Consider the following 26506-nt stretch of genomic DNA (forward strand, 5'->3'; position numbering starts at 1 on the left):
CGTTCCCCGATAGCTCAGTCGGTAGAGCACTCGACTGTTAATCGAGTTGTCACAGGTTCGAGTCCTGTTCGGGGAGCCATGTCTTTGGAGAGATACCCAAGTGGCTATAAGGGGACCCTCTGCTAAGGGGTTAGACTGCGTAAGCGGTGCGAGGGTTCGAATCCCTCTCTCTCCGCCACTATAGATTGAGAACCCTCGATGGTTCGTCGGAGCATAGACTACGATAGCATAAACTTCGCAGTCTCGAATGAAATGAGAGTATCCCTCTCTCTCCGCCACTATAGATGAGAACCCTCGCAGGTTCATCGGAGCAAAAAGCCAAAGTCCTGATGGACTTTTTTTTATTTCTTTTGTAAAAAAGGGGTTGCCAACGCTCGTGAACTTTGCTATACTCATTTTTGTTGTCGCTCTAAAAAAGACTTCACCTTAATTATAAATATGGCCCGTTGGTCAAGGGGTTAAGACACCTCCCTTTCACGGAGGTAACAGGGGTTCGAATCCCCTACGGGTCACCACTTTCATATATATACTTCAGTAGGGTGAGAAGCCCTTGGGGGTTCGTCGGAGCATTGAAGTATTTATAACTTAATATGCGGTCGTGGTGGAATGGCAGACACGCTATCTTGAGGGGGTAGTGGGTGTATACCCGTGGAGGTTCGAGTCCTCTCGACCGCATTGATAACAAAGGGAAGAACCTTGCGTAAGCAGGGTTCTTTTGAACTTTTTATTACATCGCAATATATAGCAAAAGCTGCTTAAGGAATCTACATACGGTAAAAAGAAAAGCATCCTCGCCATTGGCGAGGATGCTCTATAATGGAAGCTTAAAGATCTAGAAGCGTATTTAAGGCATAGGCGACTCCGTGTTCGTTGTTACTGCGGGTAGTCAAAGTGCTTAGCCGCTTGACTTCCTCGACGGCATTACCCATCGCTACCTTTGTTCCAGCAATCTGAAACATGGAAATATCATTATAACTGTCACCGATAACGATCGTATCAGCCATGTCGATATCGTAATAGGAAGCCAGAAATTGAAGGGCGCTTCCTTTGTCTGTTTCGGTCGATATGATTTCTAGCGTATGCTTGGCAGCGGCCGTTGTATGGACGAAAGGCTGATCGCGGAAATGATCGCGAATTCGATCCAGCTTCGCATCATCATAAGTAAAAATTAACAGTTTATAAATGGGGCTTCCGGCTTGTACCACCTCACGAAGATCATCAATATGCCGGAAGCCGAATTGTTGAAACTGGGTTTGCACACCAGCCTGCAGCGTATCTGCGTCGATGTCGGGATTGGCGCTGACAAGGACATCGATTTCGGCCTGGAGCTTGCCTTCTCCGCCACATGGTGAATAAATGTCATCCGGGCAAAATATTTCGAAATATACGTCCTGCTCCAGTAAGTAATTTATGGATTCAGCAGCAATGGCGTGGGGAATCGGAGTCTCGTTCAGAAGACGTCCACGCTCATCGTGGACAGCAGCTCCATTGGATGAAATGATCGGAATGGATAGATCCTCGCCAATTATTCCTTTCACATCAAAGCGGGCTCTGCCTGTGCATATCGTTACTTTATGATCCTCGCCGGACAAAATATTGCGAATGGCCGCGAGGCCCTCTGTGCTAGGTTTGCTCTCGGCGGTGAGCAAGGTTCCGTCCAAATCGATAGCAATTAATTTCATGCATATAGCCTCCCTATAGCTTGTTCTGCGGTTGCTTGCTAAGAGTATAAAGTATGAAAATGATTTCAGGTCAATACAAGGAAACTATGTTACTATAAATCATAGGTAACCAGGGCGGAAAACCCAGCATTCTATTGGAGTACCGCTTGATTTTATATAAAGATAAAAGAACAACTTAGGAGCAGGATGGGTAAATGGAATCTCAACTTTGGATTATTTTTCTCATTGGAGCAGGTACTTATTTGTTTCGCGCAGGTTCGCTTGTGCTTGGAAGCAGGGTACAATGGTCGGAACGGACTAAGGAATGGCTTTCTTACGTGTCCCCCGCAGTTCTGGGTGCCTTGCTAGGGCCTTTATTATTGCTGGACGAGGGGCAATGGGTTCCCATTAAGGGTAATATTATGCTGTTAGCGGCCATACCAACGATAGCAGTAGCCTGGTGGACGCGGCGGTTGCTCTTGACTGTAACGGCAGGCATCGCCTGTTTTGCTGTATTATATTATTTCATGTGACAGGAGATATAAGCATGAGTCGAAGAGATAGAGTAGCTTTGGCGTTAAAGGATGTGCTGCCAATCATGCTGGCATATTTTCCTTTATCGATCACGTTTGGTGTCTTGGCAGCTGCGAGCGGGGTGCCCTGGCATACGTCGATCTTTAGCTCGATATGGATTTATTCCGGGGGAGCCCAGTTTATGCTTATTAGCATGCTGGATACGGCGACGGCTCCTACTACAATCATTGCCACCATCCTGCTTGTGAATATGCGGCATATTCTGTATGGTGCCACAATGGGGCCGAATTTGGCGCACTGGCGGGAACCATTGAAATGGCTGGCGGCGGTAGGATTAACGGACGAGAGTTTTGTCGTAACTTACAACCGCGCTGCTGCCGGCGAAAAACTGGCGCCTTCCTATTATTTGACCTTTGCGCTGGCGGCATACGGATCATGGATTGCAGGTACGGTTGTCGGTGCGGGAATCGGCGAGATTGTTCCCTCAGAGGCCGCCGCTGTGCTTAGCTTTGCGCTTCCAGCGCTGTTCCTGGCACTATTGTTTGCTGGCGAGCGCACCCTTCCGCATCTGCTGGCAGCCTGCACGGGAGCGGCATTAGCTACGCTGGCAGGGCTCATGAATTTAGGCGGAATCGGCCTTATCTCTGGGGGGCTTATCGGGGCTACGGCTGGACAGCTGCTGTACAGGCAAAGGAGCAGAATCAGCAAACAAGCCAAAAGCTAATATCCGGATACTAGCGTTAGCCCTAGTCCTCATTTACGGGTAAATCAAGGATTGAAGAATATTTGGGATACAAGACTCGGATGCAATCCGGGCATATATCATGAGTAAATTCCGCATGGGTATTCCTGATCAGGAAGTTCTCGATTTCGTCCCAGTGGTTATCTTCATCCTTGATTCGCTTGCATACCGCACAGATCGGAAGCAGACCGCGCAGCGTGCGGATTTGCGAGATAATTTCTACAAGCTGCAGTTCATATTTCTTATAACGCGTCATATCTATGCAGCTCAGGACAACGCCGCCAATACAGTTCTCTTCCATAAGCGGAATAGCCTCCAATTGGAACCATATCGTTTCTTGCGACAACGACAAATGAATGTGGAATTCCTTGCTATAGAAAGAACAGTCCCCTTGGAGGATGTTATTCAACTGAGAAAGGAACATCGGGGCATTAGGGCACACATCCCGATTGTCCGGATTCTTTAGAAACTCGATAAGATTTAATCCGGGTCGATCCCATAAAGGAGATAGGCCCAACTGTGCGGCTTTCTTTGCCCAGGTTGGGTTCACCTGCTGGATGGTACCTTGGGAATCGGTTATGGCCAGGCTTTGGTTCAGGGACTGGGCAGCCGAAATCCATAAAGACGGACTATGGGTCATCGCGAACACTCCTATCTGAAATTACTAAAGGATAGATGCTGTCCTGGCTATTGTCACCGTGTGCGGGATCAAGAAGTGAAGGACCTCGATGGTCTATGATATAATGGCCTGGAAGGATTGCCCAAGACATAAAGAGGTTTAATCAGATTATATACGCAAATACGTAATTTTACAACCAAATGACGTAAATGCGTAATATTTTTTTGCGAAGGAGGGCCGAAGAGTTGTCTATTTATGAAAGGATCGAATCGCTCATCAAAAGCAAAGCTATGACCAAGAAGGAATTCTGCAAGGAACTTGGCATCAGCACCGGAAACTTGGGCGACTGGAAGCGCGGCAAATCTTCGCCCGGCACGAATAAGCTCATCGATATTGCCGCGTATTTCGATGTGAGTCTGGATTGGCTGATGACCGGCCGGGAACGCGAAGCAGTACAGGTGCATGAGGAAAGAGAAGCCTATGCTGCGGACGAGCCGGACTGGATCCGCCTTAGCAGCCGTTTAACAGAGCGTGAGAAGGCTTTTATTCAGGAGTATCTGGAGTTTACCGAATACCGCAGAAAGTTAAAGAGGATGGGCGGAAAATAATAACACTTTACTTTTAGTTCCCGCGGCGATATAATATGAAATGTTCGCTTCAAACATAACCTGCGGTCGTGGTGGAATGGCAGACACGCTATCTTGAGGGGGTAGTGGGTGTATACCCGTGGAGGTTCGAGTCCTCTCGACCGCATATGGCAAATGAAGAAAGCCGTTTTTTTAGTAGATTATATCTACTGAAGAAACGGCTTTTTTGCTGTGAATTGGATCTGGACCGTCACTCGAAGCCGACTGGCAGGTTTAACATTCGGAGAACAATCATTTGACATTCTCCTAAAGATTGGGATTTACACTCGTAATAGTTCTGATCATTGTTGGGAGGAGATCTAGTGAATAAACTACTGAAAGGCTTGGCAATCGGCGGGTTGGTATTATCCGTTGTTTCCGCCGGATCATTGGCAACAGCGAAGGAGAATACCTCGGGGGCGGCAGTCTCGAAAGGGCAGTCCAAAAATTTGATCGTCCTGATCGGGGACGGCATGGGGCCGGCGCAAGTATCGGCGGCTCGTTATTTTCAACAATACGAGAATAATGTAAAAAGCCTGAATTTAGATCCGTATTATGTCGGACAAGCGACGACTTATGCGGATCGCGGGGAAGACGGCGGGCAAATCGTCTCCGGAATTGTGACGGATTCGGCCTCTGCGGGCACGGCATTTGCCACGGGGCATAAAACGTATAACGCAGGTATCAGCGTCTCCAACGAAGACGTCTCCAGACCGTTTGCCTCTGTACTTGAAGCCGCTGAGCTGAATGGCAAATCGACAGGTCTCGTTACGACTGCGCGTATCACCCATGCCACTCCGGCCGTATACGCTTCGCATGTGCGCAACCGTGACAACGAGAACGCAATCGCATCGCAGTATCTGGATAGCGGGATCGATGTGCTGTTTGGCGGGGGCGAATCATTTTTCCTGACAAAAGAAGAAAGAGGCAAACGCAGCGATAAAAATCTTCTTCCTGAATTCGAGGCCAAAGGCTATAAAGTCGTAAAAACAGGACAAGGCCTAAGCAAGCTGTCTGCCAAGGATTCCAAAGTGCTGGGATTGTTCGGAAGCTCCCACGTTGCTTACGTGCCGGATCGTACGGCTGAAGTTCCAAGCCTGGCTGAGATGACCTCGAAGGCGCTCGAAATTTTGTCCGCCAACGAGAATGGGTTCGCCATTATGATCGAGGGAGGACGCATCGACCATGCCGGCCATGCGAACGATCTGCCAACGATGGTTCAAGAAGTGATAGATTTTGACGAGGCCTTTAAGGTGGCGATTGAATTCGCCAAGAAGGACGGAAATACGTCGGTCGTCGTTACCGCGGATCATGAAACGGGCGGCCTGTCCTTATCCCGGGACAACATTTACGAACTTAATGTAGATCTATGGAATCAACAGAAGAATTCCTCCGAGAGCTTGGTAACGGTTTTGAATGAGGCAAAAACGATCGCAGACGTGAAAAAAATCGTTGCGAACAATACTTGGATTACTGATCTGACTGATGAAGAGGCGCAATACATCCTCGATGGCGACGGCTCCTCTTATAAACGTGAAGGCGGGTATAACGCCGTCATCTCCAAGCGTCTGCTTGTCGGCTGGTCCGGTCACGGGCATTCCGCTGTGGATGTAGGTGTGTGGGCTTACGGGCCGATCGCCGAGAAAGTAAAGGGTCAAATCGACAATACGCGGATCGCTACAGCTAGTGCTGAGGAGCTGGGCGTTGACTTGCAAGAAGCGACGGCTAACCTGCAAGCGAAGCATCTGTATCCAAAATTCAAAATTAACCGCAGCAATGAGGTGCTCTATCCGGCCAAAGCGTTAACGGAAGCGCTTGGAGGCAAGTACCAGATTGCAAACGGCATAGCTACGGTCAGCGGCAAGGGCGGGACGGTCACTGTGGATTTGAACGCGAAGAAGGCTAAATTGAACGGAAAAGACTCCTCGATTTCCGTAGATATTGATAATGATGTGCTGTACCTTCCGTTAACGGCATTTAGTCAAGTATCGGGACAACCCTTGAAGTGGGACGCTCTGTCCGAACGGATCGTACTGAAATAACGATAAAACATACAAATGGGGATGCCCAGCTGGGAAACAGGGGAATGTGCTTCTCCTGTTTTCCTGTATTTTCATATAGGAGGAAAGAATATGCTGCATATTCAAGGGGTGAAGAAAGGGTTCCATGTAGGCGGAAGCCGTATTCCGATCCTTGACATTCCGCAGTGGGCCGTCGGGCGCGGGGAGAAAATAGCGATCATCGGACCAAGCGGCTCGGGAAAAAGCACCTTGCTTCATATTATTAGCGGAATTCTCCGGGCGGACGAAGGGGAGGTGCAAATCGACGGGCAAGCGATCCATCGCATGACGGAGCCGACGAGGGACAGCTTTCGCGCCAGCCGCATCGGCTATATCCTGCAGGATTTTCACCTAATTCCCTCGCTTTCGGCAAGGCAGAATGTCGAAATTGTGATGCCTGCCCAAATGAGTGCCGCAGAGCGGCGAAAACGCATCGATCATTGGTTCGAGCGGGTTGGGCTCGGCGAACACAGCCGCCACTTCCCGTCACAGCTGTCCCGGGGACAGCAGCAGCGCGTCGCGATCATTCGGGCGCTGGTCAATGAGCCGCCGCTCGTCTTGGCGGATGAGCCTACGGGCAGCCTGGACTGGGAAACGGCGGACGAAGTGACGGATTTGCTGCTGGAGCTTTGCCGCGAAGAACAGCACACATTAATCGTCGTAACGCATGATCTGAATATGGCAAACCGTTTTCCGAAACGGGTCCATATTGGCGAAATCAATCAGATCAGCGGAGTGAAGCGTTTGGCCGAAAATCGGGAGGAGAGGGCGATATGAGCTTTTTTCACCTAATCCTAAGAAATATGCTGCACCGGAAATTTCTGTCCCTCCTGACGATTCTGTCGGTAACGGCCACGGTCGCATTCGTCCTGCTTCTCTCGTTATCCAAGGCGAGCGTCGAACAAGGGGCACAGAAGGGATACGGCCCCTTTGACGTTGTCGTGGGCGCGCAGGGAAGCCAGACTCAGCTGGTGCTGAATACCTTCTATCACATTGGCGCACCTGTCGGGAATATTCCCGGCCGCACAATGGATATGGTTCTGGAGGACAGCGGGGTCGAGAAGGCGTATGCCATTACAACTGGCGATAACTATAACGGTTATCCGATTGTGGGCGTAAACCCGGATTATTTTCTAACCCGGTATGGCGACCAGAAGCTGCAGGAAGGAAGCTTATACAGCGAGACTGGCGAAGTGGTCGTCGGGGCATATGTGGCTCGAATGCTCGGGCTGCGGGCAGGAGATACCTTTACGGGGGCGCACGGATTGGTCGAAGGCGCACACCATGCAGACATGGACGACGAAGGTCATGAAGGGGAAGGGCATGGCGAATCAGGCGAACATCATGATGACCACGAAAGCTTCATTTATACGGTAAAGGGCATTCTGCCCGTGTTGAATACCCCGGATGATCGTGCGGTCTTCACGACCTTGGACTACGCTTGGGCGGTCCATGGCCAGGTGTCGGGAGAGAGGGAGATTACGGCTATTCTGATCAAGCCGGCTAGCCTGCTCGGTGCGCAGGAATTGAAAACTAAACTCGAGGGCATACCTCAAGTCCAGGCCGTGTATACAAGCAAAGCTGTAGCGGATGTGGTGAATCTCGTGGATCAAGGGGCCGGGATCATTGAGGTGGTGACGATGCTTTGTGTCATCCTGGCTGCCATATCGATTCTGCTGTCGCTTATCGCAGCTGTCAATGAAAGAACAAAGGACGTGGGTCTCCTGCGTCTGCTCGGAAAATCAAAAGGCTACGTGCTGATGACGCTGGTCGGGGAAGGGATATTGGTAACGGCGGCGGGGCTTGTCTTGGGACTCCTGGCCGGGCATGCAGCGAGTTATGTTCTGAAAGATGCGCTGTTCAGTTATGCCGGCATCCAGATCACTCCTTTTCAATGGAGTGCTGATCATATCATTATTGCGGCGGCAACGCTGACGATTGGTGCCCTTGCATCCCTGGGACCGGCCCTGCGGTTGTACCGGATGGATTCATTGTCGCTATTCAAAGCGTAAGGAGGTATCCTGGATTGAAAAAAATAATACTCGTACTGCCGATTCTCGCTGCCGTCGTTTTGCTGCAAGCGTGCGGTCAGAAAGAACTAGCCAGTGAACAAGCAGGTTCGTTTGCGGCGGCAACAAACCGCAGCCCGGTAGCAGTTACGCCAAATTCTTATGACCCTTTATCTACAGGTAAAGAAGCTAATGCGGCGGTCAAGGCGCCGGAGGATCCACCTGCTGATGAAGAGGAAGATAAAGGCGGGTTGGAGCAGCCGGCTAATGGGGATGATACTGCTAAGGCAGAGCTTCCTGCAGAGGAGCTCGCCGCGCAGGAACTTCCTGTCCCCGAAGCGAAACCGATCGTTAATGCGGGGGACGGAAGTAAGGCGGCCGAACCTTCTGCAGCTCCATTGGAGAGCGAGGCGCCAGAAAGCCAGGCGTCATCTTCGGCTGAGATGAACGTGAAGGAGGGCGCCAAGCCGACTGCGGCAAATGCAGCCCCCAAAGCGGAGGCAGCAGCAGTGACTGCGAAGGAAAATAAGCCGCAGGCTGCAGAGGAGACGAAGAAAACGGGGCCAGTGAAGATCGGCTGGTCGGAATTTTTTGATGGGGATGACCAAACGACGCCTTCGGACCGCTTCTGGGATCTCAGCGGTTCTACCGTAACGATTAAGGGATTTATGGGCGAGGTGCTGTCCTTTGAGAAAAACTGGTTTCTGCTTATCCCCGAGCCCGGCGCGGAATGCCCTTTTGACAATGGAGATGAAACCTATTGGAACAAGATCATGATCGTGTTCGTGCCAGATGATGTGAAGCTGAGATATAAGTCGGAGCCGCTGGAGATCACAGGACGTCTCGACGTCGGTATTAAAATCGACGAGTCGGGATATAAAACGATGTTCCGCCTGTATGACGCCTCCTTCAAGGAAATCAAATCCTAACGGGGATACAGGAGAATAACCAGGGCAGGCGTTTCAAAGCGGTCTTATTGCTTTAAATGGACAATGACCCGAATTTTTTAACAAGGAGGGAACGATTCATGGAAGCAATGTATACGGCAACCGCTACGATTCAGGGAGGAAGATCCGGCACCGTGGAGACTTCGGACGGGGCGTTGAAGCTGGAACTGAGCATGCCCAAAGCAATGGGAGGACAAGGTGGCTCCGGCACTAACCCGGAGGAGCTGTTCGCGGCCGGATATGGCGCTTGTTTCGCCAGCGCTCTGGAGCATGTAGCAGAACAAGACGGCATAAAGCTGGAGCAGGCTATCGTGAAGCATCATGTGAGCATCGGCAAGGATCCTGCAGATGGCGGATTCCAATTAGCCGTGGCCATCGATGCGCAAATTCCGGGAGTAGATCGCGGCACAGCCCAAGAATTACTGCATAAGGCGCATGATTTTTGCCCTTATTCGAAGGCGACGCGAGGCAATATCGAGGTGAAGCTGAACTTAATTGAAGGTTAATGATATGAAAAGACTTCTCATGGGGAATACTGTTCTGGAGAAGTCTTTTTGTCACGTTGAAATGGATTTAATTGTCATTCAATTCCAAGTTGACACACCGTAAAAAATTATTTAATATGTCTAAGTACTAAATAGGACTTAAATCTGATAATACGGGTGATGACCATGTCTTACAGACCGAGTGTACAGAACGTGACCAAGGCCAGCAGCAACGAAAAAGAAGGACTGTATGAATTCATCGTCACAATGGCTGATGGCACAGCGTGCCGGGTATTTTTCCACCGGAATCCGGAGTGGCGGCTTACGAACGTCAGCCGGCTTCAGCGAACACCTTGTCCAGTTTGCCGCAAAGATTTCATTTGCAAATGCATGGACAAATTCAGCGGAGAGATTAAGCAGCAAATTGATGACGGTCAGTGGATTGAGAAGGCGCTGGCTCAGTAAGATAGCAGTCAATCAACGTTGGGAGACGGGCTCGTAGAGGGGTCTATGGGACGTTCATAAGATTGAAAAGCAAGCGGGTCGACCAAGGAGTTTCCTTGGCTAACCCGCTTGCTTTTTTCGTTTGTCCGAAGTCATGCTATAATTGCACTAAAGCGAGGTGAAGGAACGATGGCGCAAACTTCGGGACAGCACGAAAACGTCGTCCTGTTTGATGGCGTATGCCATTTATGCCAGGGAGCCGTTAAATTTATAATCAGAAGGGACCCAGAACGCCGCTTTCGGTTCGCTTCCCTCCAATCGGAAGCTGGGGAGAGAATATTGCAGGGCAGCCAGCGCCCGGACATTTCTCCTGGTCGGATAAACACAATTGTCCTATATCAGAATGGCGTTTATTATACGCGTTCATCCGCTGCGCTGCGGATCGCAAAAGGATTACGTTTTCCTTGGCCGCTTGCCTTTGGATTCATTATTGTACCGCGATTTATACGGGACGCCGTATACCGCATCGTTGCGGCTAATCGCTATCGCTGGTTCGGCAAGGACGAGACATGCCTTGTGCCCACGAAAGAGAATAAGGAACGATTTTTGCAGGATGGATAATCATCTTCAGAAAAAGCCTTGCGAGAGTCAGCGAAGTATGTTATTCTAACTGTAAATTTCAGGGATGAACGACGGAAGCACCGTCCAACAACCGCATCTGCGGTTATTGGACGGTGCTTTTTTGCGTTCTTGAAAGGTTGTGATAAGGGTGGTTCCAGTTCGGCTTGTTCTGGCCGCTAGGGATGAGCAGTATATCGAGCCTTTTTTGCATTATGTCCGCCACAGCGAGTTTGATCGCCGCTTTTCCGTAACGGCTTTCAGCCGCGAGGATGCTTTCGTGCGGCATATGGAATCGAGCCGGCTTTACGCAGATGCCGTATTGGCCGAGAAACCGTTTCTTGAAGCGTGGCTGGGTGGCGGGGAGACGCCCCAAGTTCCATATATTCATCTTGAGGAGGGGACTGCGAAAGGTTACGGAAAGAGCATTTCCAAGTATCAGCCGCTGCCTTTGCTTCTAACGGCGGTACTGGAATATGCGAGGGGAGGAGCCGCAGCCAGGGAGCCGGTGGAGGGCAAGGCGCTTGTCGTCGGAGTATATTCCGCAGTAGGCGGATGCGGCAAGACAACGGTGGCCGCTCATCTTGTAAAGCAGCTTGCCGGAGAAGGCCGCAAGGTATTTTATCTGAATCTGGAAACGATCAGCAGCGGCATAATATCCGAAAATCCCTCTATACAGGAAGGGCAGCATCGTACTCATGGCCTTGCCCGGCTTCTATACGACTTGAAAGCGGCGGGGGAGCGGGGCGAGCCTATAAATCAACCGGTCTCGTCTTACGCGTACAGGCATCCAGTCCTTGAAGGCGATACGTTTGGGCCAGTGGACAATTTAAATGAAATGCTGGAAATGGAGTCCGGGGATACAGCTCGGCTGATTGATTTTATTGCAGACAGCGGACTTTATGATGTCATCGTCGCCGACGCCGATTCGTATCCTAATGCGCGAACGGAAACGGTGCTGGATCGTGCCGACAAGCTGGTCTGGCTGCTGGCCGACGAAGAGAGTGCGGTGCGCAAGAGCGGATTATGGATATCTCACATGGAACGGTCAAATCCGGAACGTTTTCGCTTGATCATGGGAAAAGCATTGTTCGTGGTGAACCGGTGCATGGGGGAAGCGGAACCGTTGCTGCCAAGACCTGGCATGACAGCAGAGATCACGTTACCTAATATACCTTCCTGGAATCAGGGGGCGGGACAAGGGACCATACTGCAATCCCCGGTTTTTCAGAAGGAAGTGCTTAAGCTCAGCCGCAGTCTATACAGCTGGTGTCATGCGCTTGGAATTGGGGGGACTTCGGGGTGACGGAGGATTTTTTTACGGAGCTGCGCGCAAGCATTCGCTCGGGACTGGATATGACATCAACGCTATCTGACTCGCAGCTGATGGATTACATTGAACGCCGTGTGCTTGCAGACAGCGGACTTTATGAGTTGACGGCTTCTGAGAAGCGTAAATGGGTTCGCAGGCTTTATGACTCTTTTCGGGGACTTGACGTGCTTCAGCCTCTCGTAGACGACCGCTCAGTGTCTGAAATCATGATCAACAGCCACGAGGAAATTTTTATTGAACAAAATGGCCAGGTGCGGCGGATTGATGTGCGCTTTGAATCGCAGGAGAAACTGGAGGACATGATTCAGAACATTGTTTCTACGGTAAACCGTGTCGTGAATGACTCCTCGCCGATCGTGGATGCAAGGCTTCCGGGCGGGTCGCGGGTGAATATTGTGCTTCCTCCGATAGCGCTCAAGGGGCCCACCATGACGATCCGAAAGTTTCCGGAGCAGCCTGTAACGATGGAGCGGCTGGTGGAATGGGGTTCGCTGACCGAAGAGGCGGCTCTTTTTCTGCAAGGTCTCGTCAAAGGGAAATACAACATTTTTATTAGCGGGGGAACGGGGTCCGGGAAGACCACCTTCCTGAACGCACTTTCGCAATATATTCCGCCGGATGAACGGGTGATTACGATTGAAGATTCGGCGGAGCTGCGGATCGTCACGGTGCCGAACCTGGTTTCGCTGGAGACACGCAATGCCAATACGGAAGGAAAAGGAGAAATCTCGGTTCGCGACTTAATCCGAGCTTCACTGCGAATGAGGCCTAACCGGATCATTGTCGGCGAGGTGCGCGGCAGCGAAACGATCGATATGCTGCAGGCGATGAACACTGGACATGACGGGAGCTTGTCAACCGGCCACGCTAACAGCACAAAGGACATGATTAGCCGGCTGGAGACGATGGTGCTGAGCGGGGCTGCACTGCCTGTTCAAGTGGTACGCCAGCAAATCGGCTCGGCGATTGATATTTTTGTTCATTTATCCAGGCTGAGGGACCGTTCACGCAGGGTCATGGAAATATCGGAAGTATGCGGTCTTGTCGAGGGGGAGGTGATGCTGAATCCGTTATTTGTTTTTCAGGAAGAAGCAGAGGTCGAGGGGAAAATCCGCGGAAGGCTGATAAAGCGGAGTAGCCTTGCGAATCTCGACAAGCTGCGTATGGCGGGGATTGATTTGGAACAGGAGCTTGAACAAGCGAAAACGGCAGGAGGCGGGAACGCATAATGAAATTCGGGTTTGGACGAATCCGCAGACCTTCGCCCCCGGGGAGTGAGGCGGAAGGGCTGCCGGATTATCAGAACTACGTACTGTCGGGAAAGCAAACTATGCTCTGCCTGGCTGCAGGGGGCGTATTGTTTACGGCTGTCGGATATATCTTTTTCCATTCCTGGCTGCTGGCGCTTCTGCTTGCCGGCGCGGCGGTGTTTGTACCGAAGCCGTGGAGCAGGTACCTGCTTCGCAGGCGAAGGGAAGCGCTCAGCCTGAATTTTAAACAGGCGCTCTATTCATTGTCCTCCTCTCTGGCAGCAGGCCGTTCCGTCGAGAACGGATTCCGCGAAGCGATTCAGGATCTTCGGCTGCTGTATCCAGACGGCAAGAATGATCTCATGATCGAGCTTGGGATCATATGCAACCGGATGGAGTACGGGGAGCCGATCGAGGATGCGCTGCAGGATTTCAGCAGACGGGCCGGCATGGAGGACATCAGCAGCTTTGCGGATGTGTTTACGACCTGTAAACGCTCCGGAGGCGATTTGGTAGAAGTTGTGAGAAGAACCTCATCCATTATTAGCGAGAAGCTGGAAATCAGCCAGGAAATCAGCGTCATGATTGCTCAGAAGCGCTTCGAGGCCAAGGCGATGCTGGCATCGCCGGTCCTGTTTCTATTATTTATGGATTTAACTTCTCCAGACTATATGCAGCCGCTTCATCAAGGCGCCGGACTGGTCATTTCGTCGGCTGCCCTAATGCTGTTTACCGTATGCGCCTGGATCATGATGAAGATCATGGATATCCGGGTTTAGGAGGGGTGCTCATATTGACATGAACTTGCTGTGGGGAATTTTGGCGATCGTCCTGCTTCTTACCTGGTTGCTGCTGTACAGTCAAACGTCGCGGCGGTATCCCGGCGCTGCGAAACTGCAGATGGATGGCATCCGGCTGCAAAAATTGGCTCCTCCCATGCTTTATGTACTGGAGCGCCTCCAGGTGTCGCAAAGGTTTCCGCTGTTCTTCTTCAAAATCCAGCGTTCGGTCAGGCAGATTAACGGCCAGCAGCGCGGCGGGGAGTACACGCTGCTGTTTTTGGCGGAGATGCTTACCTACAGTTACCTGCTGCTTATTGGCGGCTGCTTGATTTCAATAGCGCTGGAGGGGGAAGCCAGCGGGTTCCTCATTGGGTTTCTGCTCGCAATTCTGCTGCCTGTCGCGCTAATTAGCGACTTGCACAGCAAGGTGAAGCGGCGGGAACAGCAGATTCTGCTTGAATTGCCAGAGCTGTTGAATAAAATCGTCCTGCTTGTCGGCGCCGGCTCGACAGTTCAGCAGGCGATCAAGCATTGCCTGGAACGGAAGCGCGGGCAAGAGAGCCATCCTTTGTATCGCGAGCTGTTTCAAATGCAGCGGGAATGCGAAGGAGGATATTCCTTTGCTCAGGCTATGGAAGGCTTTAGCAAACGCTGCGGCATCCAGGAGGTGTCCGCATTTACGACGGCGGTATTGCTGAATTTTCGCCGCGGCGGCAGTGATTTCGTGATGGCGCTTCGCGATCTGTCCCATTCGCTATGGGAGAAACGGAAAGCGGTCGGCAAGACCCTGGGAGAGCAGGCTTCATCCAAGCTGGTTTTTCCGATGGTGCTGTTGTTTTTAATAATTGTTATTTTGGTGGGGACTCCCGCATTCATGATTATGGATCTGTAGCTTTTATTAATTCGAGGAGGGATTTGCCGATGTTGAAGGTATTGCGGGGAAGAATGGGAGAGCTTTGGCGGGATGAAGACGGTCTCGGTATGCTCGAGATGATTTTGATCATCGCGGTCATCGTTATTATTGCCGTGATCTTTCGTAAGGAGTTGAAGGCGATTGTTGAAAATCTGCTGTCCAAGGCTGACGAGAAGACGGACTCCTTTATGGACGGCGGAGAATAGTGAAGCTGCTGCGAAACAAGGATGGGAACTTTACGATAGAAGCCTCGCTTGTATTTCCGGTCATATTTTTTACGCTACTGCTGCTGCTCTTTTTTTGCATGTATTTATACCACAATGCGGTGTTGGGCCATACGGCTTTCGCAGCTGCTGAGCGCAGCGCCTATGTATGGGATAACAGCTACCGCGAACCAAAGACTGGGGCTTATGAGGACGATCAGCATGATTCGCTGTACTGGCGAATACATGACGATGGGATGCTGCAGCTTCTCTTCGGATCGTTTGGCGGAAATTCCCTGGCTGTATTGGAGCTGCCAGGCAGTACAGAGTCCAGCGGCAATCTGCCTTTGAAGAAGCTCGGAAATATCGGCCGTAAAATTCCGGCTGGGATGGAAGGGCAAATGAAATACGATAACAGGCTGCTGTTTCGTAAAGTTTCCGTAACTCTACACCGGAACATCCCCCTTGCTCCGCTGGAGACTGTCATTGGGGACGTCAGGCAAGCAGGGCATTCTGCTTCTTATATTGTAGAGCCGGTGGAATGGATCCGCACCGTTGAGCTTGTCCGCTATTACGGAGCGAGGTTTAAAGGAACAGGCAAGGAGCATGTCGGTCAGGCCGACGCGGGGAAAGCGCTGAAACTATATGCGAAATAAGGCCTCATCTTGTTGAAGGGGGTTCCTATGTTGGACAAGCGCCGTTCAGAACAGGGGGCAGTAACGGTATTTCTGATTGTTATTTTTGCGGCTGTCTTTGCTTTTGTGGCGATTTTTATTGATTTCGCCAGAATGTCGGCGCTGCAGGCGAGAACGGAGGTGCTCGCTCATGCGGCAGCACGCTCCGTTCTATCTGCGTACGATAAGCAGCTGCTGGAGGAATACGGATTGTTTGCGTTCGGTGAGACGGACGAAAATTATTTAATGTCCAAGGTGCTCCAGGACAACTTTCAGCTGGCCATGCGGAGCGATGATTTGCCTATCCTGGGAGCACAATTGGATTCTTCCGCCGTAGAATTGCTGCGACCCCTGGGGCACTACTCTGTCTTCAGACGGCAAATTCGCGAGGACATGAAATATAAAGCACCGGTTGATTTTGCAATTGAGGTCGTTAACAAATTCAAGCCGATATCTCAGATCATGAAAGAGGCCTCCAACACGGTGGATTTACTCAGCAAGCTTCAAAGGTTGTATGATCAGCGGGAGGATAAATTGGATCGATTGCTGTTCGCGCAGAAGCAAGCCGCTTCGTCGGCCAAGGGATATACAGACCACCTGTCCCGAGGGAATTATACGTACATTCCGGATCATTCGCTGGGAGGCCGCATTCGCCTGATAGCTGATGCGGCCTCCCAATACAACGACTATTTGGCCAAAGCGGAGGAGGATCGGGATAGGGAGGCGTCCGAACGTATATACTCCGAACTGCTGGAGGATTACCGAAATGATACTGGAAGGGCTTTTAGCGGACTTTCGCAAGCCGATCAGGAGGCCGCAGCTCAGCATGCCCAACAGCTATCCTCGGCTAGAGCTTTGCTTGAAGAGATACGGGAAATCAACGAGCAAATGCGTCAGGTCATCAAGGAGTCCGAGAGCAGGACGGCACAGCATGGATATGATTCCGTATCCCGGGGACTAAGCATTGGAGGAGACGAAGCAGCTTCCGGCGAGGCGGAAATCGCCGAAATCCGCGGCAGGAGCGAAGACTTGTTGTTGCAGACAACGCTTTTAGAGGATTTGGAAGCAGGGATCGAAACTCAAGAGGCGAGCTTCAACAGCGCTCATCAAGCGGTTGTCTCCCTGTTATCCAAATCCTCAGCTATTGGTGCCGCATCTTTTGGCAGTGCCAGCGGTTTTAAATCGGAGACGATGCATGCCAGCCGGGAAATCGATCGTTATCTGCGGACTTATTTCGATTCAGGGAGCGGTAATGCGCTGCAGCAAATTCAAACCAAAGTAGAGGCTCATCGCTCAAGCGACGCACAGCGCAAGCAGACAGAAAAGCAAGCTGCTGCAGAACTGAAGCATGCGTTCAGTTTGCTTCGGCAGATCGAAGAACTTAAGAACAAAATGAGCGATCATCAGAAGCTATTCGATGTGCTGAAGTCTTATTTTGATAACAATCGCGCCTTAAATCAAGATCATTCCGCGGAAGCGGGACAAAGTATCCGGGGGCGCAATCCAGATCCATACGAGACGGGGGAGCAAGCCATGGGGGGCATGGATGGTTTGTACGCTTCCTTGTCCGAAATGATGTCCGGCATAACGGATAATGGCTATCAGACAGAGTATGTTGTCAGTTACTTTGATTTCTTCGACGTCAGCACGCTTAAGGAGCTTATGGAAGGCCGGTCGGATAAGCTGGATGCGATGATAGAGCAATTTGCCCCGCAGCGGCAGGAGGTGGAATATATATTGTACGGTTTTCATAATCCAGCAGGAAATGTTGCCGCTGCCTACGGTGAAATATTCACTATGCGTCTTGCGATTCGTACGATGGAGGGACTCATCAAACATGCGAACAAGGTCAACCCGCTGTTGATTTTGGCCTCCGCCTTGCTATATGGAGTTGTCGAGGCCGTCAAGGATATGGTGCGGCTATGTCAAAAGGGAGGCTTACAGCTTAGCGATTATTTGAGAGTCGAATTAACGTACAGGGATCACCTTCGGTTATTTCTGCTGCTCCACGGTACCAGCGAACAGCGCCTGTCGCGGATGTTATCGGTAATTCGCTTAAATACAGGCATCAATCCCGATGAACGGGCTACTTATATTCATGGCGAAGTAACCGTAGCTTTGCCATTATGGTTCTTGCCGGGAGTGTCCAAAGCCATTGGCAGCGCCGGCGCTTTACAGGGACGAGTGGAAGGAAGCCGATATTATGCCGTCAAGCAAGCGCATTACTCATATTGATTCTGCTGACAAAGCCTCTAGCGGGAGCATCGTGCTGGAAGCTTCACTTGTACTGCCTATCTTTATCATGGTCATGTTTTTCTTCATTTATATGGTTCAAATGACGGTCTATTCGGTCCAATTGCACAGCGTTGCTTCCAATGCGGTAAGGCAGGTGTCCGCCCATACATATCCCGTTGCCTTGGCCGTAGACCAGTATTCGGAGCAAAACAACAGAGGGGGGAAGAACGATGGCGGCGCTGTAGGGCAAGGGAGTGTGTTCGATTGGAATATGCCCAAATTGTCGCTGTCGGAATGGGCCGGGCAGTATGCCGATAAGCTTCCCGAGCCTCTATCCCGGTGGATCATGGATGCGGCGGCCAGGGGGGATGAACCGCTGAGCGACTTGAAGAACAGCGTGCTTGAAGCAGTTCTTGATCCTGTAGTGAAACCACTGTTGCAGCCGTTCGTGCAGGATACAGTGCTTAGCGAGCGGCGGCTGCATGTGAGCAGAATTAATGTCCCTGATCTGAAGACGGGGAAGAATCCGTACTTCGGAATCGAGTTAAGCTATGAACTGCCGATTAAAGTGCCCCTCAGCAATCGGAAAATCGTGCTTCAGGCGAGGGCGCAGGAGCGGCTCTGGGTTGGGGATACGGGGGAGCTGAAGAAAGATACAAGCGGGGAGCAGGCCGAGGGACGGGCCCCGGTGATCTTGAGCAAGCCGGATCCGGCCTATGCCGGCCGCAAAGCGCTGGTCAGCGCCCAGGTTGAGCCGGGGGCGATCGCCAAGTTGACGGTTTATTACAAGAGCGGGGTAAGCCAGGCCAAATTTCTGGGGGAGGCTTCTGCGGATGAAAACGGCATTGTGGAGTGGCAGTGGCTTGTCGGCGGCAATACGACGCCCGGTACTTGGACATTCGTGGTCGAGACGGAGGACGGGCTGCGTACAACAGCAGAGTTTGTTGTTGAAAGCCCGAACAAAAAATGACGAGGAGAGCTGCTATGCATGTTGAGATTTGGGGCTGCTTTTTATTGCTTGCTGCTGCGTTCGTTACCGATATTCGCACGATGAAAATCCCCAATGTGATTACAGTAACCGGTACGGTGCTTGGTATCGCATATCATGGAATTTCCGGCGGGGCAGCAGGTTTTATATTTGCTATAAAGGGCGCTGCTGTCGGCTTTGGCGTAATGGCAATATTGTATGCGGTGCGGGCCGTAGGCGGAGGTGACGTGAAGCTGTTTGCCGGAATCGGAGCTTGGGTTGGCGTACCGCTGACATTATCCGTGCTGATGTATTCCATTCTGGCTGCCGGCTGCATTGGCATCTTGATTCTGATTTGCAGAAGAGAAGCGGTGAGGCGGCTTGGCGGTATACTGCGCAGTATCTTGGGGGTCATTATGCTGCGCAGTATAAGTCCAATCCGGTCCTTTGCAGTACAGGATAAGCCACTAACTTTTCCGTTTATGCTGGCTGTGTTGCCCGGTGCCATCTTGGCAGTCTATTATTTTTAGGGGCAGGGAGTGAGCTTTCGTTGAAAGGGATAGTAACTGATTTTGTCAGGAATGATGGGACATATATGGTGGTTAATACGGAAGATGGGCTGCATGCAGAGCTGTTGAACGAGGTACAGCGGAATATGGTGAATTCGGTAGCGATCCCCCATCTGCTGCGGCTGGAAGTGAGGGAGATTGATTTTAATGTTACGCTGCATTATGAGATAACCGGAAAAAGAATGCTGTCGCAGTGCCTGAAAAGCGACTGGATGACGATGACGGAATTCTACAGCATTTTGCTGCAAATCGTTAAAGTTCTCGATAGCAGCAAGGAATATATGCTCTCTTCCGGAAATTATCTCTTGGATGAAGATCATATCTTTGTGGAAGATTTATTGCCGAGCGGTACCGTCTATCTGGCCTATCTGCCCTTGCTCCATATACCTTCAGATCATTCCATTGCCCAATCTATGCTGCATCTCGTCAACCATATGATGACAAGGATTAAGAATATAGAGGGAAGCGGCATCCAGAAAATTATCGGTTTATGTGGGGGAGAGCTGTTCTCGGTAACCGGGTTAAAGGATTTGCTGATATCACTGCTGCTCGAGGAAGATTCTAGTGAAGGGCAGGGATCAAACGTACATATCCGTGATCCCGGGAGAAGACCACGTGAGTTAGATGCTCCTGAAGTGCCGATGCCGCCGAATTCCAAAAATACATCTCAAGTACCGTTTGCCGCCCCTGAACCAAGCTCAAGCTCAGTTCCTAACCGGATAAATGCAATGTCCTCTGCCAACATTCACGAAGATGCTTTGATGGAGGTAGGGGGAGGCATACATGAGGAGGGGGCGGAGAGCCGGACAGAAATTAAACCTGCTTATATATGGCTAGGCGCTGCGTTACTGGTTGCGCTCATCTGGAAGCTTGCGTATTTGGATGGGCCTGCTGGCAATGGACTTTACATTAGTGCGGGATCATCGCTGGCTGTAATATTCATTGCGCTGCTAATCCAGCGCGGAAAATTTGACTTGGTTCGTTTTTTTAGGGACAAGGGCAATGAGGAAGGGGATTTTCAAATTGATGATAATGTTCGTTTAGCCGGGGAGGAGGAACATGAAAAATCTAGGTTCACCAAACGCCGCAAGCTGGAGCGCTATGAAGAGAAATGGAGATGGAACGCCCCGTCCCCGTTAATAGAGCCTCTATTAAATAAGCTGTCCGAATCCTCTGAACCGGTTCAGACACCGGTATCTAAGCCGTATCGAGAGTTTATCGAAATGCAGCTGCCCGCCGCGGCTTCCCCGGCAACCGTATTGTTGAAGGATTTAGCGAAGTCAGAGCAAGGACAGGCTGACAACATAAATTATTTGGATAAAGTAACCTCTTCAGGTGCTGGATTTGAACGAATCCTTTTATCCAAAGGCAGCTTTATTATCGGCCGTTCCGAGGAATTAGCCCAATATGTGGAGAGGCAGCCCGGGGTATCCCGAGCTCACGTCGAGCTTATGATCCTGGAAGGTGATTGCCGTATCAAGGATTTAGGCTCCAGAAACGGCACCAAGTTAAACGGCGAACTGCTCGCGCCCTATAAAGACTATCCGCTAGAGCCGGGAGATTCGTTTACCATTGCCGAGGTTACATTTTTTTACGGCAGAGAGATTCGAAATTCGGCATGACGAAGGGAAAGAAAATGGGTTAATAAAACATGTTTGCATGGCCCGTTGTTACAATCCGGACAGCGGGCTTACCGGTCTTTGTTTAAATCGGGATCAAACTTTATTTTTCTAATGAATTAAAGTAATCGATTATTTCCTTAGAAGGAGTTGCTTCTATGCACCAATACTCTTCAGTCCTGTTTTCTTCTTCACCATAAGATATTTTTATATAGATATTCCGATAAAAATCAGTGATCTGTTTATTTATTGTTTCCTTATTAATAACGTAACCTCTAAACAAACTTAATCCGAAAGGCTCTTTATTAGGCTTGAGGTTCGTTTCGGTATCATTTAGCGCGTTTGTAGTTGTTAGGTCACCGGTTAAAAGATAATCAATCATACTTGGCTCCAAAGTAAATGATTGAATGACATTTTTCAGTTCTGCTGTATAGTTATCCATTACAATTTCATAAATGAAACGATCAGCGTCTTCCTCATGATTAAAAGTGACAGTAGCAGATATATTGTATTTTTTACTTGATTGAATTTTTTTAAAAACATTTTTGTCTTGGGATATTTTCTTTTCTAAATCTTCTTTTTCAGAAATTTTTGTATATTCATCAGTTCGAATCTCACTTTTAGTAGTGTTTGTTATATTCTCCCGGGCGTTGGAAGGAGTATTTTTGTCGCAAGCTACAGCTATTAACAAGAAAGTTGAGAATATAATGAGAAAATGAATTTTGCATTTCATTATATAAATCCTCCATGCTATTCAACTAATATATGTTTACCACAATTAAAGTTGTATTATGTAAGTTTTATGCCCTCCAAAGAACATATTCCTTGGAGGGCATAAAATCAATTAATACCATTCCTCAGTTGTATACTTTTTCCCTTGCAAGTAATTATTATATGCTTGATTTTGTATATAGGTATTGTTGTCATAATGAGAAGCCTTTTGAATTCTTTCTGGTCCATACCCATATTCTGGCGTAAAGTCCTTTGTGCCTTGTTTTTGAACTTTGTCTGTGTTCCAATAGACAGAATAATAATATTTGTAAGTATTTCTGTTTGTACTCTCAAAAAAGTGTATTCCAAGTATTATTATACCAAACCTGTCCTTGCTTGGTTGGATAGGTATAACCAACCATAGTTTTAGCTGTTGCTACTTTTGTTACATCAATATTATCTAAGAGTAAATCAACAACGTTGTAAATAACGGAAGCAACGGTTCCCTTTATGAGAAGTCTTTGGTCGTTCATGCGGATTCCCATTTCGATGATGTTCTAGATGGGCTCATTGTTAAAGGATTACATGATGCTAAGACAAGGGAAGAAATCATTACTGTTAGTAGGAGTTATGATAGATCGCTTGGCCAAGTACCTCCTAGTAATATTATGCATATAGACAATTTTATTTGGGCATCTGTAGGAAGAGGAACTGTCGAAGAAGTGATTGCCGCATCAAGGATTTAGGCTCCAGAAACGGCACGTTTTTTCAAATCCGCTGCGGCGGATTCCAGTTCTGGATACTGAAAATGGAAACCGTGCCGCAAAGCAGCCTGGGGCAGGACCCTTTGTCCTTCCAGCAGCAGTGCGGACATTTCGCCAAGTATCGTTCTTAATGCGAAGGAGGGCAGCGGTAGCCAATACGGCCTGCGATGAACCCGGCTGACGATCCTGCCGAATTCGTCGTTGGTCACGGGGTTTGGGCTTACCTCATTGACGGCGCCATTCATCTCGAAGTTCTTCACGCAGAAGTCGATCAACGCTACGATATCGTGGATATGAATCCAGGGGACCCACTGTCTGCCAGACCCGACTTTACCGCCCGCTCCAAACAGAATAGGAAGGCGCATGAGTGGATAGGCTCCGCCCTTATTTCCGAGCACTACGCCTGTACGCAGCTTTACGAGCCGAATACCACGAAAACCATCCTCCGCGGCGGTTTCCCACTGGCGGGTCACGTTTGCGAGAAAGTCATCCGCTTCAGGCTGGGAGTTCTCATCAAATGTATCCGTTAGAGATGTTCCGTATATTCCAACGGCCGAGCCTTGAATGACTACTTCAGGTTTGCTGTTCAAAGACTGTACCCATTTAGCCGTCAAATCGGTCGTTTGCAGCCTGGATTGCAAAATGCTGTCTTTGGCTCTGCCGGTCCAGCGCTGATTCAGGGAAGTGCCGGCGAGGTTGACAACTGCATCCACCTTGATCCCGCGCGAAGAAGGCTGTGCAAGCTGCTCCCAGGTCAGGTAGGCAAGAGGAGCGGCTCCCTCCCTAGCCTGAGGTTCGGGATCACCTTGACTGTGCTGCTCGGGCTGGCGGCGCGTGATGACCGTAACATCATGTCCCTGCTGCTGCCAATAGGAGGCCAAAGCGCTCCCGATAAAGCCTGTTCCTCCGGTAATACAGATTTTCATCGCGATCCCTCCCAGAATATATAATCGTGATAGTTATAAGAAAAACATCCGGCTAGCTGACGTTCTTCAAACGTCGCGACCGGATGCATAACCCGTGCTATTTGTTGATCAAATGCTGATAGGGGCGGTAGTCGATATTGCTCTTTTCCAGAAAGTTCATCAGGAACTTGTAGTCCCGCTTTGGCGTCGCTACGATATAGCCCTTGATGCAGTGATCCTGCGTAACCTCGGAAGCTTTCTCCTGCAGGGCGATTTTGCCGATTTCAGCGGCAATGGAATGCTTAGCGATATCCCGGAACGGTGCTGGTACAGGCTGTACCAGTTGATCAAGGAACGCTTTCGCTTCATCCGTCCACAAATGCCGGCTGTTCTCGACCCAATGATTTTGCCAGTCGAGCTTGGACATGCCGTCCGCTTTGGGGAGCACCTTCAGAAATTTGCGGAACATGAAAAAACCGCCGATGCACATGACGCCGAGCATGACGAATCCCCAGAATGCAATCGAGTTCATAAACCAGCGATTCGGCCCTGCCGAAGCCAGTGCAAGCCAAGTGATGTTCAAGTGCGGCATCGATTCATTCACCTCGAATAATTAGTCCTTAAAACCCTTCAATCTTTAAGAATTATACCTTATTTGTGGATTTATATCGATATTCAAGATAAAATAGGTTTGTTTAAAGAACGTTGTCCATAAGGGGGATAAAGAAATGTTAAAAATAGGTTCGCATGTCTCGTTCTCGGACAAGGGGCTATTAACCGCAACGGAGGAGGCCGCATCTTACGGCTCCAGCTCGTTCATGATATATACCGGCGCACCGCAGAATACGCGCCGCAAACCGATCGAATCGATGAATATTGAGGACGGCAAGGCCGCGATGGCCGTTGCCGGCATTGACGAAATTGTCGTCCATGCGCCTTATATCATCAATCTGGGCTCTTATAAGTCTAACACGTACCAGCTGGCAGTAGACTTCCTGCAAGAGGAAATCCGCCGCACCCACGCGCTGGGCGTGCGAAATATCGTACTTCACCCGGGCGCATTCACGGATAAAGATGCCGAATACGGCATTAACCGGATCGCCGAAGGCTTGAATGAGGTGTTGAACGGAACAGATGAAACGGAAGTTAACATCGCGTTGGAAACGATGGCTGGCAAAGGGACGGAAATGGGACGCAGCTTCGAGGAAATCGCCGCAATCATCGATAAAGTCCAGCATAACGAGCGCCTGACGATCTGCTTGGACACCTGCCACATCCATGATGCCGGCTACGATATCGTCCATGATCTTGACGGCGTGCTGCACCAGTTCGATCAGCTGGTCGGTTTGGACCGGATCGCCGTCGTGCACGTCAATGATAGTAAAAACCCGGTGGGGGCGCGGAAAGACCGCCATACGCCAGTCGGAACCGGATGGATCGGATTCGAGGCGCTTAACCGTGTGGTGCATCACGAATTGCTGCAGGGGCGTCCGTTTATTCTGGAGACGCCTTGGATCGGCAAGGAAGCCAAAACCCAGCGGCCGATGTATGAAGTCGAAATCGCCCTGCTTCGGGGGAGTGTGGCTGAGAGATTCGGTGAGTCCTTCCTGTCGGAAATAGAGATGCTGAGCAGCTTTTTTGCAAAACGCGATATTGAACAGCGTGCGTTCGTGCTGGATACCTGGAAATTGCTCAAGGATGACGCCAAAGCAAGAAAGGCGGATCCGCGCGAACCGCTGGAGCGCCTCTATGATCTCGTATTGGAAGCCAATTTGTTCCCGGATTACAGTGAGGAGCAAATCAATTTCCGGCTGATCGGCTGGCTTGCAGCCAAAGGCCTGTAAATCACAGCATGAAATAGAATCAATACCAAAATCAGTTGTTTACAATAGTTAGCGGGAGGATTTGAGAGAAAGATGGATATACATGTAAAATCAGGCGCAAGACCTGTCAAACCTTATGAGAGCCACCGGGCGCGGATGTTGATTTCCTGTCCGGACGGGCCTGGCATCGTGGCCGCGGTGTCGGATTTCCTGCATCAGCATGGCGCAAACATCGTGCAGTCGGACCAGTATACGATGGATCCCGAAGGCGGCATGTTCTTCATGCGGATCGAATTCGACCTTGAGCGGCTGCATGACAATCTGGCACAACTAAAGCAGGATTTTGCGGTGATTGCCGCCAAATTCGAGATGAAATGGGAAATCTATCCGCTGAATGAGAAGAAGAAGCTGGCTATTTTTGTCTCGAAAGAGGATCACTGCCTCGTAGAATTGCTGTGGCAATGGCAGGCCGGGGATCTGGATGCGGAAATTTCCATGGTCATCAGCAATCATCCCGATAATAAAGAATACGTCGAATCGTTTGGCATTCCTTTCTATCACATTCCGGTTACGCCGGATACGAAGAAGGAAGCCGAGCAGAAGCAGCTGGAACTGGTTAATGGGAAGGTCGATCTAATCGTGCTGGCCAGATACATGCAAATTTTGTCCCCGGCTCTGATCGAGCCTTACCGGAACCGGATCATTAATATTCACCACTCGTTCCTGCCGGCCTTCGTAGGCGGCAAACCGTACGCCCAAGCCTATGACCGCGGCGTGAAAATCATCGGCGCAACCGCTCATTACGTCACCGAGGAACTGGATGGCGGACCGATCATCGAGCAGGACGTTCAGCGCGTTAGCCACCGTGATGACGTTGGCGAGCTCAAGCGGATCGGCCGCACGATTGAAAGAGTCGTTCTGGCCCGGGCCGTCAAATGGCATATCGAGGACCGCATTCTCGTGCATCAGAATAAAACTGTCGTATTCAGCTAATAGCAGACAAGGATATTAAA

28 protein-coding genes and 5 tRNA genes are annotated in these 26506 nt (G+C 50.2%); 27 read left to right on the top strand and 6 right to left on the bottom strand.

Going from position 1 to position 26506, the window contains the following annotated elements; all coding sequences use genetic code 11:
* The first annotated feature begins 3 nt into the window (after window positions 1-3).
* The 4 genes from QNH46_RS07010 (at window position 4) to QNH46_RS07025 (ending at window position 675) form a co-directional block, all read left to right on the top strand.
* Window positions 4-79 (top strand) — tRNA-Asn (locus QNH46_RS07010).
* Window positions 80-86: 7 nt separating this feature from the next.
* Window positions 87-178: transfer RNA gene (locus tag QNH46_RS07015), tRNA-Ser, on the top strand.
* A gap of 262 nt (window positions 179-440) precedes the next feature.
* Window positions 441-515 (top strand) — tRNA-Glu (locus QNH46_RS07020).
* A gap of 77 nt (window positions 516-592) precedes the next feature.
* Window positions 593-675: transfer RNA gene (locus QNH46_RS07025), tRNA-Leu, on the top strand.
* A gap of 149 nt (window positions 676-824) precedes the next feature.
* Here the strand turns inward: QNH46_RS07025 and QNH46_RS07030 are convergent.
* On the bottom strand, window positions 825-1682 hold the full coding sequence (locus tag QNH46_RS07030; protein ID WP_283927477.1) for an HAD family hydrolase: 858 nt from the start codon (window positions 1680-1682) through the stop codon (window positions 825-827).
* A gap of 194 nt (window positions 1683-1876) precedes the next feature.
* On the opposite strand from QNH46_RS07030, the gene QNH46_RS07035 reads away from it, so the two are divergent.
* Both QNH46_RS07035 and QNH46_RS07040 read left to right on the top strand, forming a co-directional pair.
* Window positions 1877-2194, top strand: a complete 318-nt coding sequence (locus QNH46_RS07035; protein WP_283927478.1) for an AzlD domain-containing protein — start codon at window positions 1877-1879, stop codon at window positions 2192-2194.
* Window positions 2195-2208: 14 nt separating this feature from the next.
* Window positions 2209-2919, top strand: coding sequence for an AzlC family ABC transporter permease (locus QNH46_RS07040; protein WP_283927479.1), 711 nt, complete (start codon window positions 2209-2211; stop codon window positions 2917-2919).
* A gap of 22 nt (window positions 2920-2941) precedes the next feature.
* Here QNH46_RS07040 and QNH46_RS07045 read toward each other — a convergent pair whose 3' ends face one another.
* The gene (locus QNH46_RS07045; protein ID WP_283927480.1) at window positions 2942-3577 is read right to left on the bottom strand and encodes a PAS domain-containing protein; all 636 of its coding nucleotides are present in this window, start codon (window positions 3575-3577) and stop codon (window positions 2942-2944) included.
* Window positions 3578-3801: 224 nt separating this feature from the next.
* On the opposite strand from QNH46_RS07045, the gene QNH46_RS07050 reads away from it, so the two are divergent.
* The 19 genes from QNH46_RS07050 to QNH46_RS07140 all read left to right on the top strand — a co-directional run bounded on the left by QNH46_RS07050 (window position 3802) and on the right by QNH46_RS07140 (window position 21293).
* The gene (locus tag QNH46_RS07050) at window positions 3802-4164 is read left to right on the top strand and encodes a helix-turn-helix domain-containing protein (protein ID WP_283927481.1); all 363 of its coding nucleotides are present in this window, start codon (window positions 3802-3804) and stop codon (window positions 4162-4164) included.
* A 62-nt stretch (window positions 4165-4226) separates the two neighbouring features.
* Window positions 4227-4309, top strand: a tRNA-Leu gene (locus tag QNH46_RS07055).
* A gap of 196 nt (window positions 4310-4505) precedes the next feature.
* Entirely contained in the window at window positions 4506-6224 is a 1719-nt protein-coding gene (locus QNH46_RS07060; RefSeq protein WP_283927482.1) for an alkaline phosphatase, read from the top strand.
* Window positions 6225-6314: 90 nt separating this feature from the next.
* Window positions 6315-7019 (top strand): ABC transporter ATP-binding protein, encoded by a 705-nt coding sequence (locus QNH46_RS07065; protein ID WP_283927483.1) that lies wholly within the window; start codon window positions 6315-6317, stop codon window positions 7017-7019.
* A complete protein-coding gene (locus QNH46_RS07070) occupies window positions 7016-8254 on the top strand; it encodes an ABC transporter permease (protein ID WP_283927484.1) in 1239 nt (412 codons plus the stop codon). The genes QNH46_RS07065 and QNH46_RS07070 overlap by 4 nt, the downstream gene beginning before the upstream one ends.
* Before the next feature lie 14 nt (window positions 8255-8268).
* Window positions 8269-9180: a hypothetical protein gene (locus tag QNH46_RS07075; protein WP_283927485.1), complete on the top strand. Its 912-nt coding sequence runs from the start codon at window positions 8269-8271 to the stop codon at window positions 9178-9180.
* 98 nt (window positions 9181-9278) lie between these two features.
* Complete coding sequence (locus tag QNH46_RS07080; RefSeq protein WP_283927486.1) at window positions 9279-9704, top strand: organic hydroperoxide resistance protein; 426 nt, start codon at window positions 9279-9281, stop codon at window positions 9702-9704.
* Between the two features lie 165 nt (window positions 9705-9869).
* Complete coding sequence (locus QNH46_RS07085; RefSeq protein WP_283927487.1) at window positions 9870-10148, top strand: hypothetical protein; 279 nt, start codon at window positions 9870-9872, stop codon at window positions 10146-10148.
* Between the two features lie 168 nt (window positions 10149-10316).
* The gene (locus tag QNH46_RS07090) at window positions 10317-10748 is read left to right on the top strand and encodes a thiol-disulfide oxidoreductase DCC family protein (protein ID WP_283927488.1); all 432 of its coding nucleotides are present in this window, start codon (window positions 10317-10319) and stop codon (window positions 10746-10748) included.
* Window positions 10749-10896: 148 nt separating this feature from the next.
* Window positions 10897-12051, top strand: a complete 1155-nt coding sequence (locus QNH46_RS07095; protein WP_283927489.1) for a P-loop NTPase family protein — start codon at window positions 10897-10899, stop codon at window positions 12049-12051.
* Window positions 12048-13307, top strand: coding sequence for a TadA family conjugal transfer-associated ATPase (locus QNH46_RS07100; RefSeq protein WP_283927490.1), 1260 nt, complete (start codon window positions 12048-12050; stop codon window positions 13305-13307). The genes QNH46_RS07095 and QNH46_RS07100 overlap by 4 nt, the downstream gene beginning before the upstream one ends.
* Complete coding sequence (locus QNH46_RS07105) at window positions 13307-14107, top strand: type II secretion system F family protein (protein WP_283927491.1); 801 nt, start codon at window positions 13307-13309, stop codon at window positions 14105-14107. The genes QNH46_RS07100 and QNH46_RS07105 overlap by 1 nt, the downstream gene beginning before the upstream one ends.
* 19 nt (window positions 14108-14126) lie before the next feature.
* On the top strand, window positions 14127-15002 hold the full coding sequence (locus tag QNH46_RS07110; RefSeq protein WP_283927492.1) for a type II secretion system F family protein: 876 nt from the start codon (window positions 14127-14129) through the stop codon (window positions 15000-15002).
* 29 nt (window positions 15003-15031) lie between these two features.
* Window positions 15032-15229, top strand: a complete 198-nt coding sequence (locus QNH46_RS07115) for a Flp1 family type IVb pilin (protein WP_283927493.1) — start codon at window positions 15032-15034, stop codon at window positions 15227-15229.
* On the top strand, window positions 15229-15882 hold the full coding sequence (locus QNH46_RS07120; RefSeq protein ID WP_283927494.1) for a TadE/TadG family type IV pilus assembly protein: 654 nt from the start codon (window positions 15229-15231) through the stop codon (window positions 15880-15882). The genes QNH46_RS07115 and QNH46_RS07120 overlap by 1 nt, the downstream gene beginning before the upstream one ends.
* 27 nt (window positions 15883-15909) lie before the next feature.
* Entirely contained in the window at window positions 15910-18135 is a 2226-nt protein-coding gene (locus QNH46_RS07125) for a TadE/TadG family type IV pilus assembly protein (protein WP_283927495.1), read from the top strand.
* Window positions 18104-19105, top strand: coding sequence for a TadE/TadG family type IV pilus assembly protein (locus QNH46_RS07130; protein ID WP_283927496.1), 1002 nt, complete (start codon window positions 18104-18106; stop codon window positions 19103-19105). Before QNH46_RS07125 ends, QNH46_RS07130 begins: the two co-directional genes overlap by 32 nt.
* Before the next feature lie 14 nt (window positions 19106-19119).
* Window positions 19120-19632, top strand: coding sequence for an A24 family peptidase (locus tag QNH46_RS07135; RefSeq protein ID WP_283927497.1), 513 nt, complete (start codon window positions 19120-19122; stop codon window positions 19630-19632).
* Between the two features lie 20 nt (window positions 19633-19652).
* Window positions 19653-21293 carry a DUF6382 and FHA domain-containing protein gene (locus QNH46_RS07140; RefSeq protein WP_283927498.1) on the top strand — a complete coding sequence of 547 codons (1641 nt, stop codon included), beginning with the start codon at window positions 19653-19655 and terminating at the stop codon, window positions 21291-21293.
* A gap of 100 nt (window positions 21294-21393) precedes the next feature.
* Here the strand turns inward: QNH46_RS07140 and QNH46_RS07145 are convergent, their stop codons facing one another.
* The 4 genes from QNH46_RS07145 to QNH46_RS07160 all read right to left on the bottom strand — a co-directional run bounded on the left by QNH46_RS07145 (window position 21394) and on the right by QNH46_RS07160 (window position 24262).
* Window positions 21394-21981 carry a hypothetical protein gene (locus tag QNH46_RS07145; RefSeq protein ID WP_283927499.1) on the bottom strand — a complete coding sequence of 196 codons (588 nt, stop codon included), beginning with the start codon at window positions 21979-21981 and terminating at the stop codon, window positions 21394-21396.
* 370 nt (window positions 21982-22351) lie between these two features.
* A complete protein-coding gene (locus tag QNH46_RS07150) occupies window positions 22352-22534 on the bottom strand; it encodes a hypothetical protein (protein ID WP_283927500.1) in 183 nt (60 codons plus the stop codon).
* Window positions 22535-22743: 209 nt separating this feature from the next.
* Window positions 22744-23691 carry a TIGR01777 family oxidoreductase gene (locus QNH46_RS07155; RefSeq protein ID WP_283927501.1) on the bottom strand — a complete coding sequence of 316 codons (948 nt, stop codon included), beginning with the start codon at window positions 23689-23691 and terminating at the stop codon, window positions 22744-22746.
* Window positions 23692-23788: 97 nt separating this feature from the next.
* The gene (locus QNH46_RS07160; RefSeq protein WP_283928371.1) at window positions 23789-24262 is read right to left on the bottom strand and encodes a DUF2621 domain-containing protein; all 474 of its coding nucleotides are present in this window, start codon (window positions 24260-24262) and stop codon (window positions 23789-23791) included.
* 136 nt (window positions 24263-24398) lie between these two features.
* Here QNH46_RS07160 and QNH46_RS07165 point away from each other — a divergent pair, with 136 nt between their 5' ends.
* Both QNH46_RS07165 and purU read left to right on the top strand, forming a co-directional pair.
* Window positions 24399-25514 (top strand): deoxyribonuclease IV, encoded by a 1116-nt coding sequence (locus tag QNH46_RS07165; protein WP_283927502.1) that lies wholly within the window; start codon window positions 24399-24401, stop codon window positions 25512-25514.
* 72 nt (window positions 25515-25586) lie between these two features.
* Window positions 25587-26486 (top strand): formyltetrahydrofolate deformylase, encoded by a 900-nt coding sequence (gene purU / locus QNH46_RS07170; protein WP_283927503.1) that lies wholly within the window; start codon window positions 25587-25589, stop codon window positions 26484-26486.
* The last annotated feature ends 20 nt before the right edge of the window (window positions 26487-26506 follow it).

The sequence above is a fragment of the Paenibacillus woosongensis genome (genome assembly GCF_030122845.1).
Taxonomy (GTDB): Bacteria; Bacillota; Bacilli; order Paenibacillales; family Paenibacillaceae; genus Fontibacillus; species Fontibacillus woosongensis_A.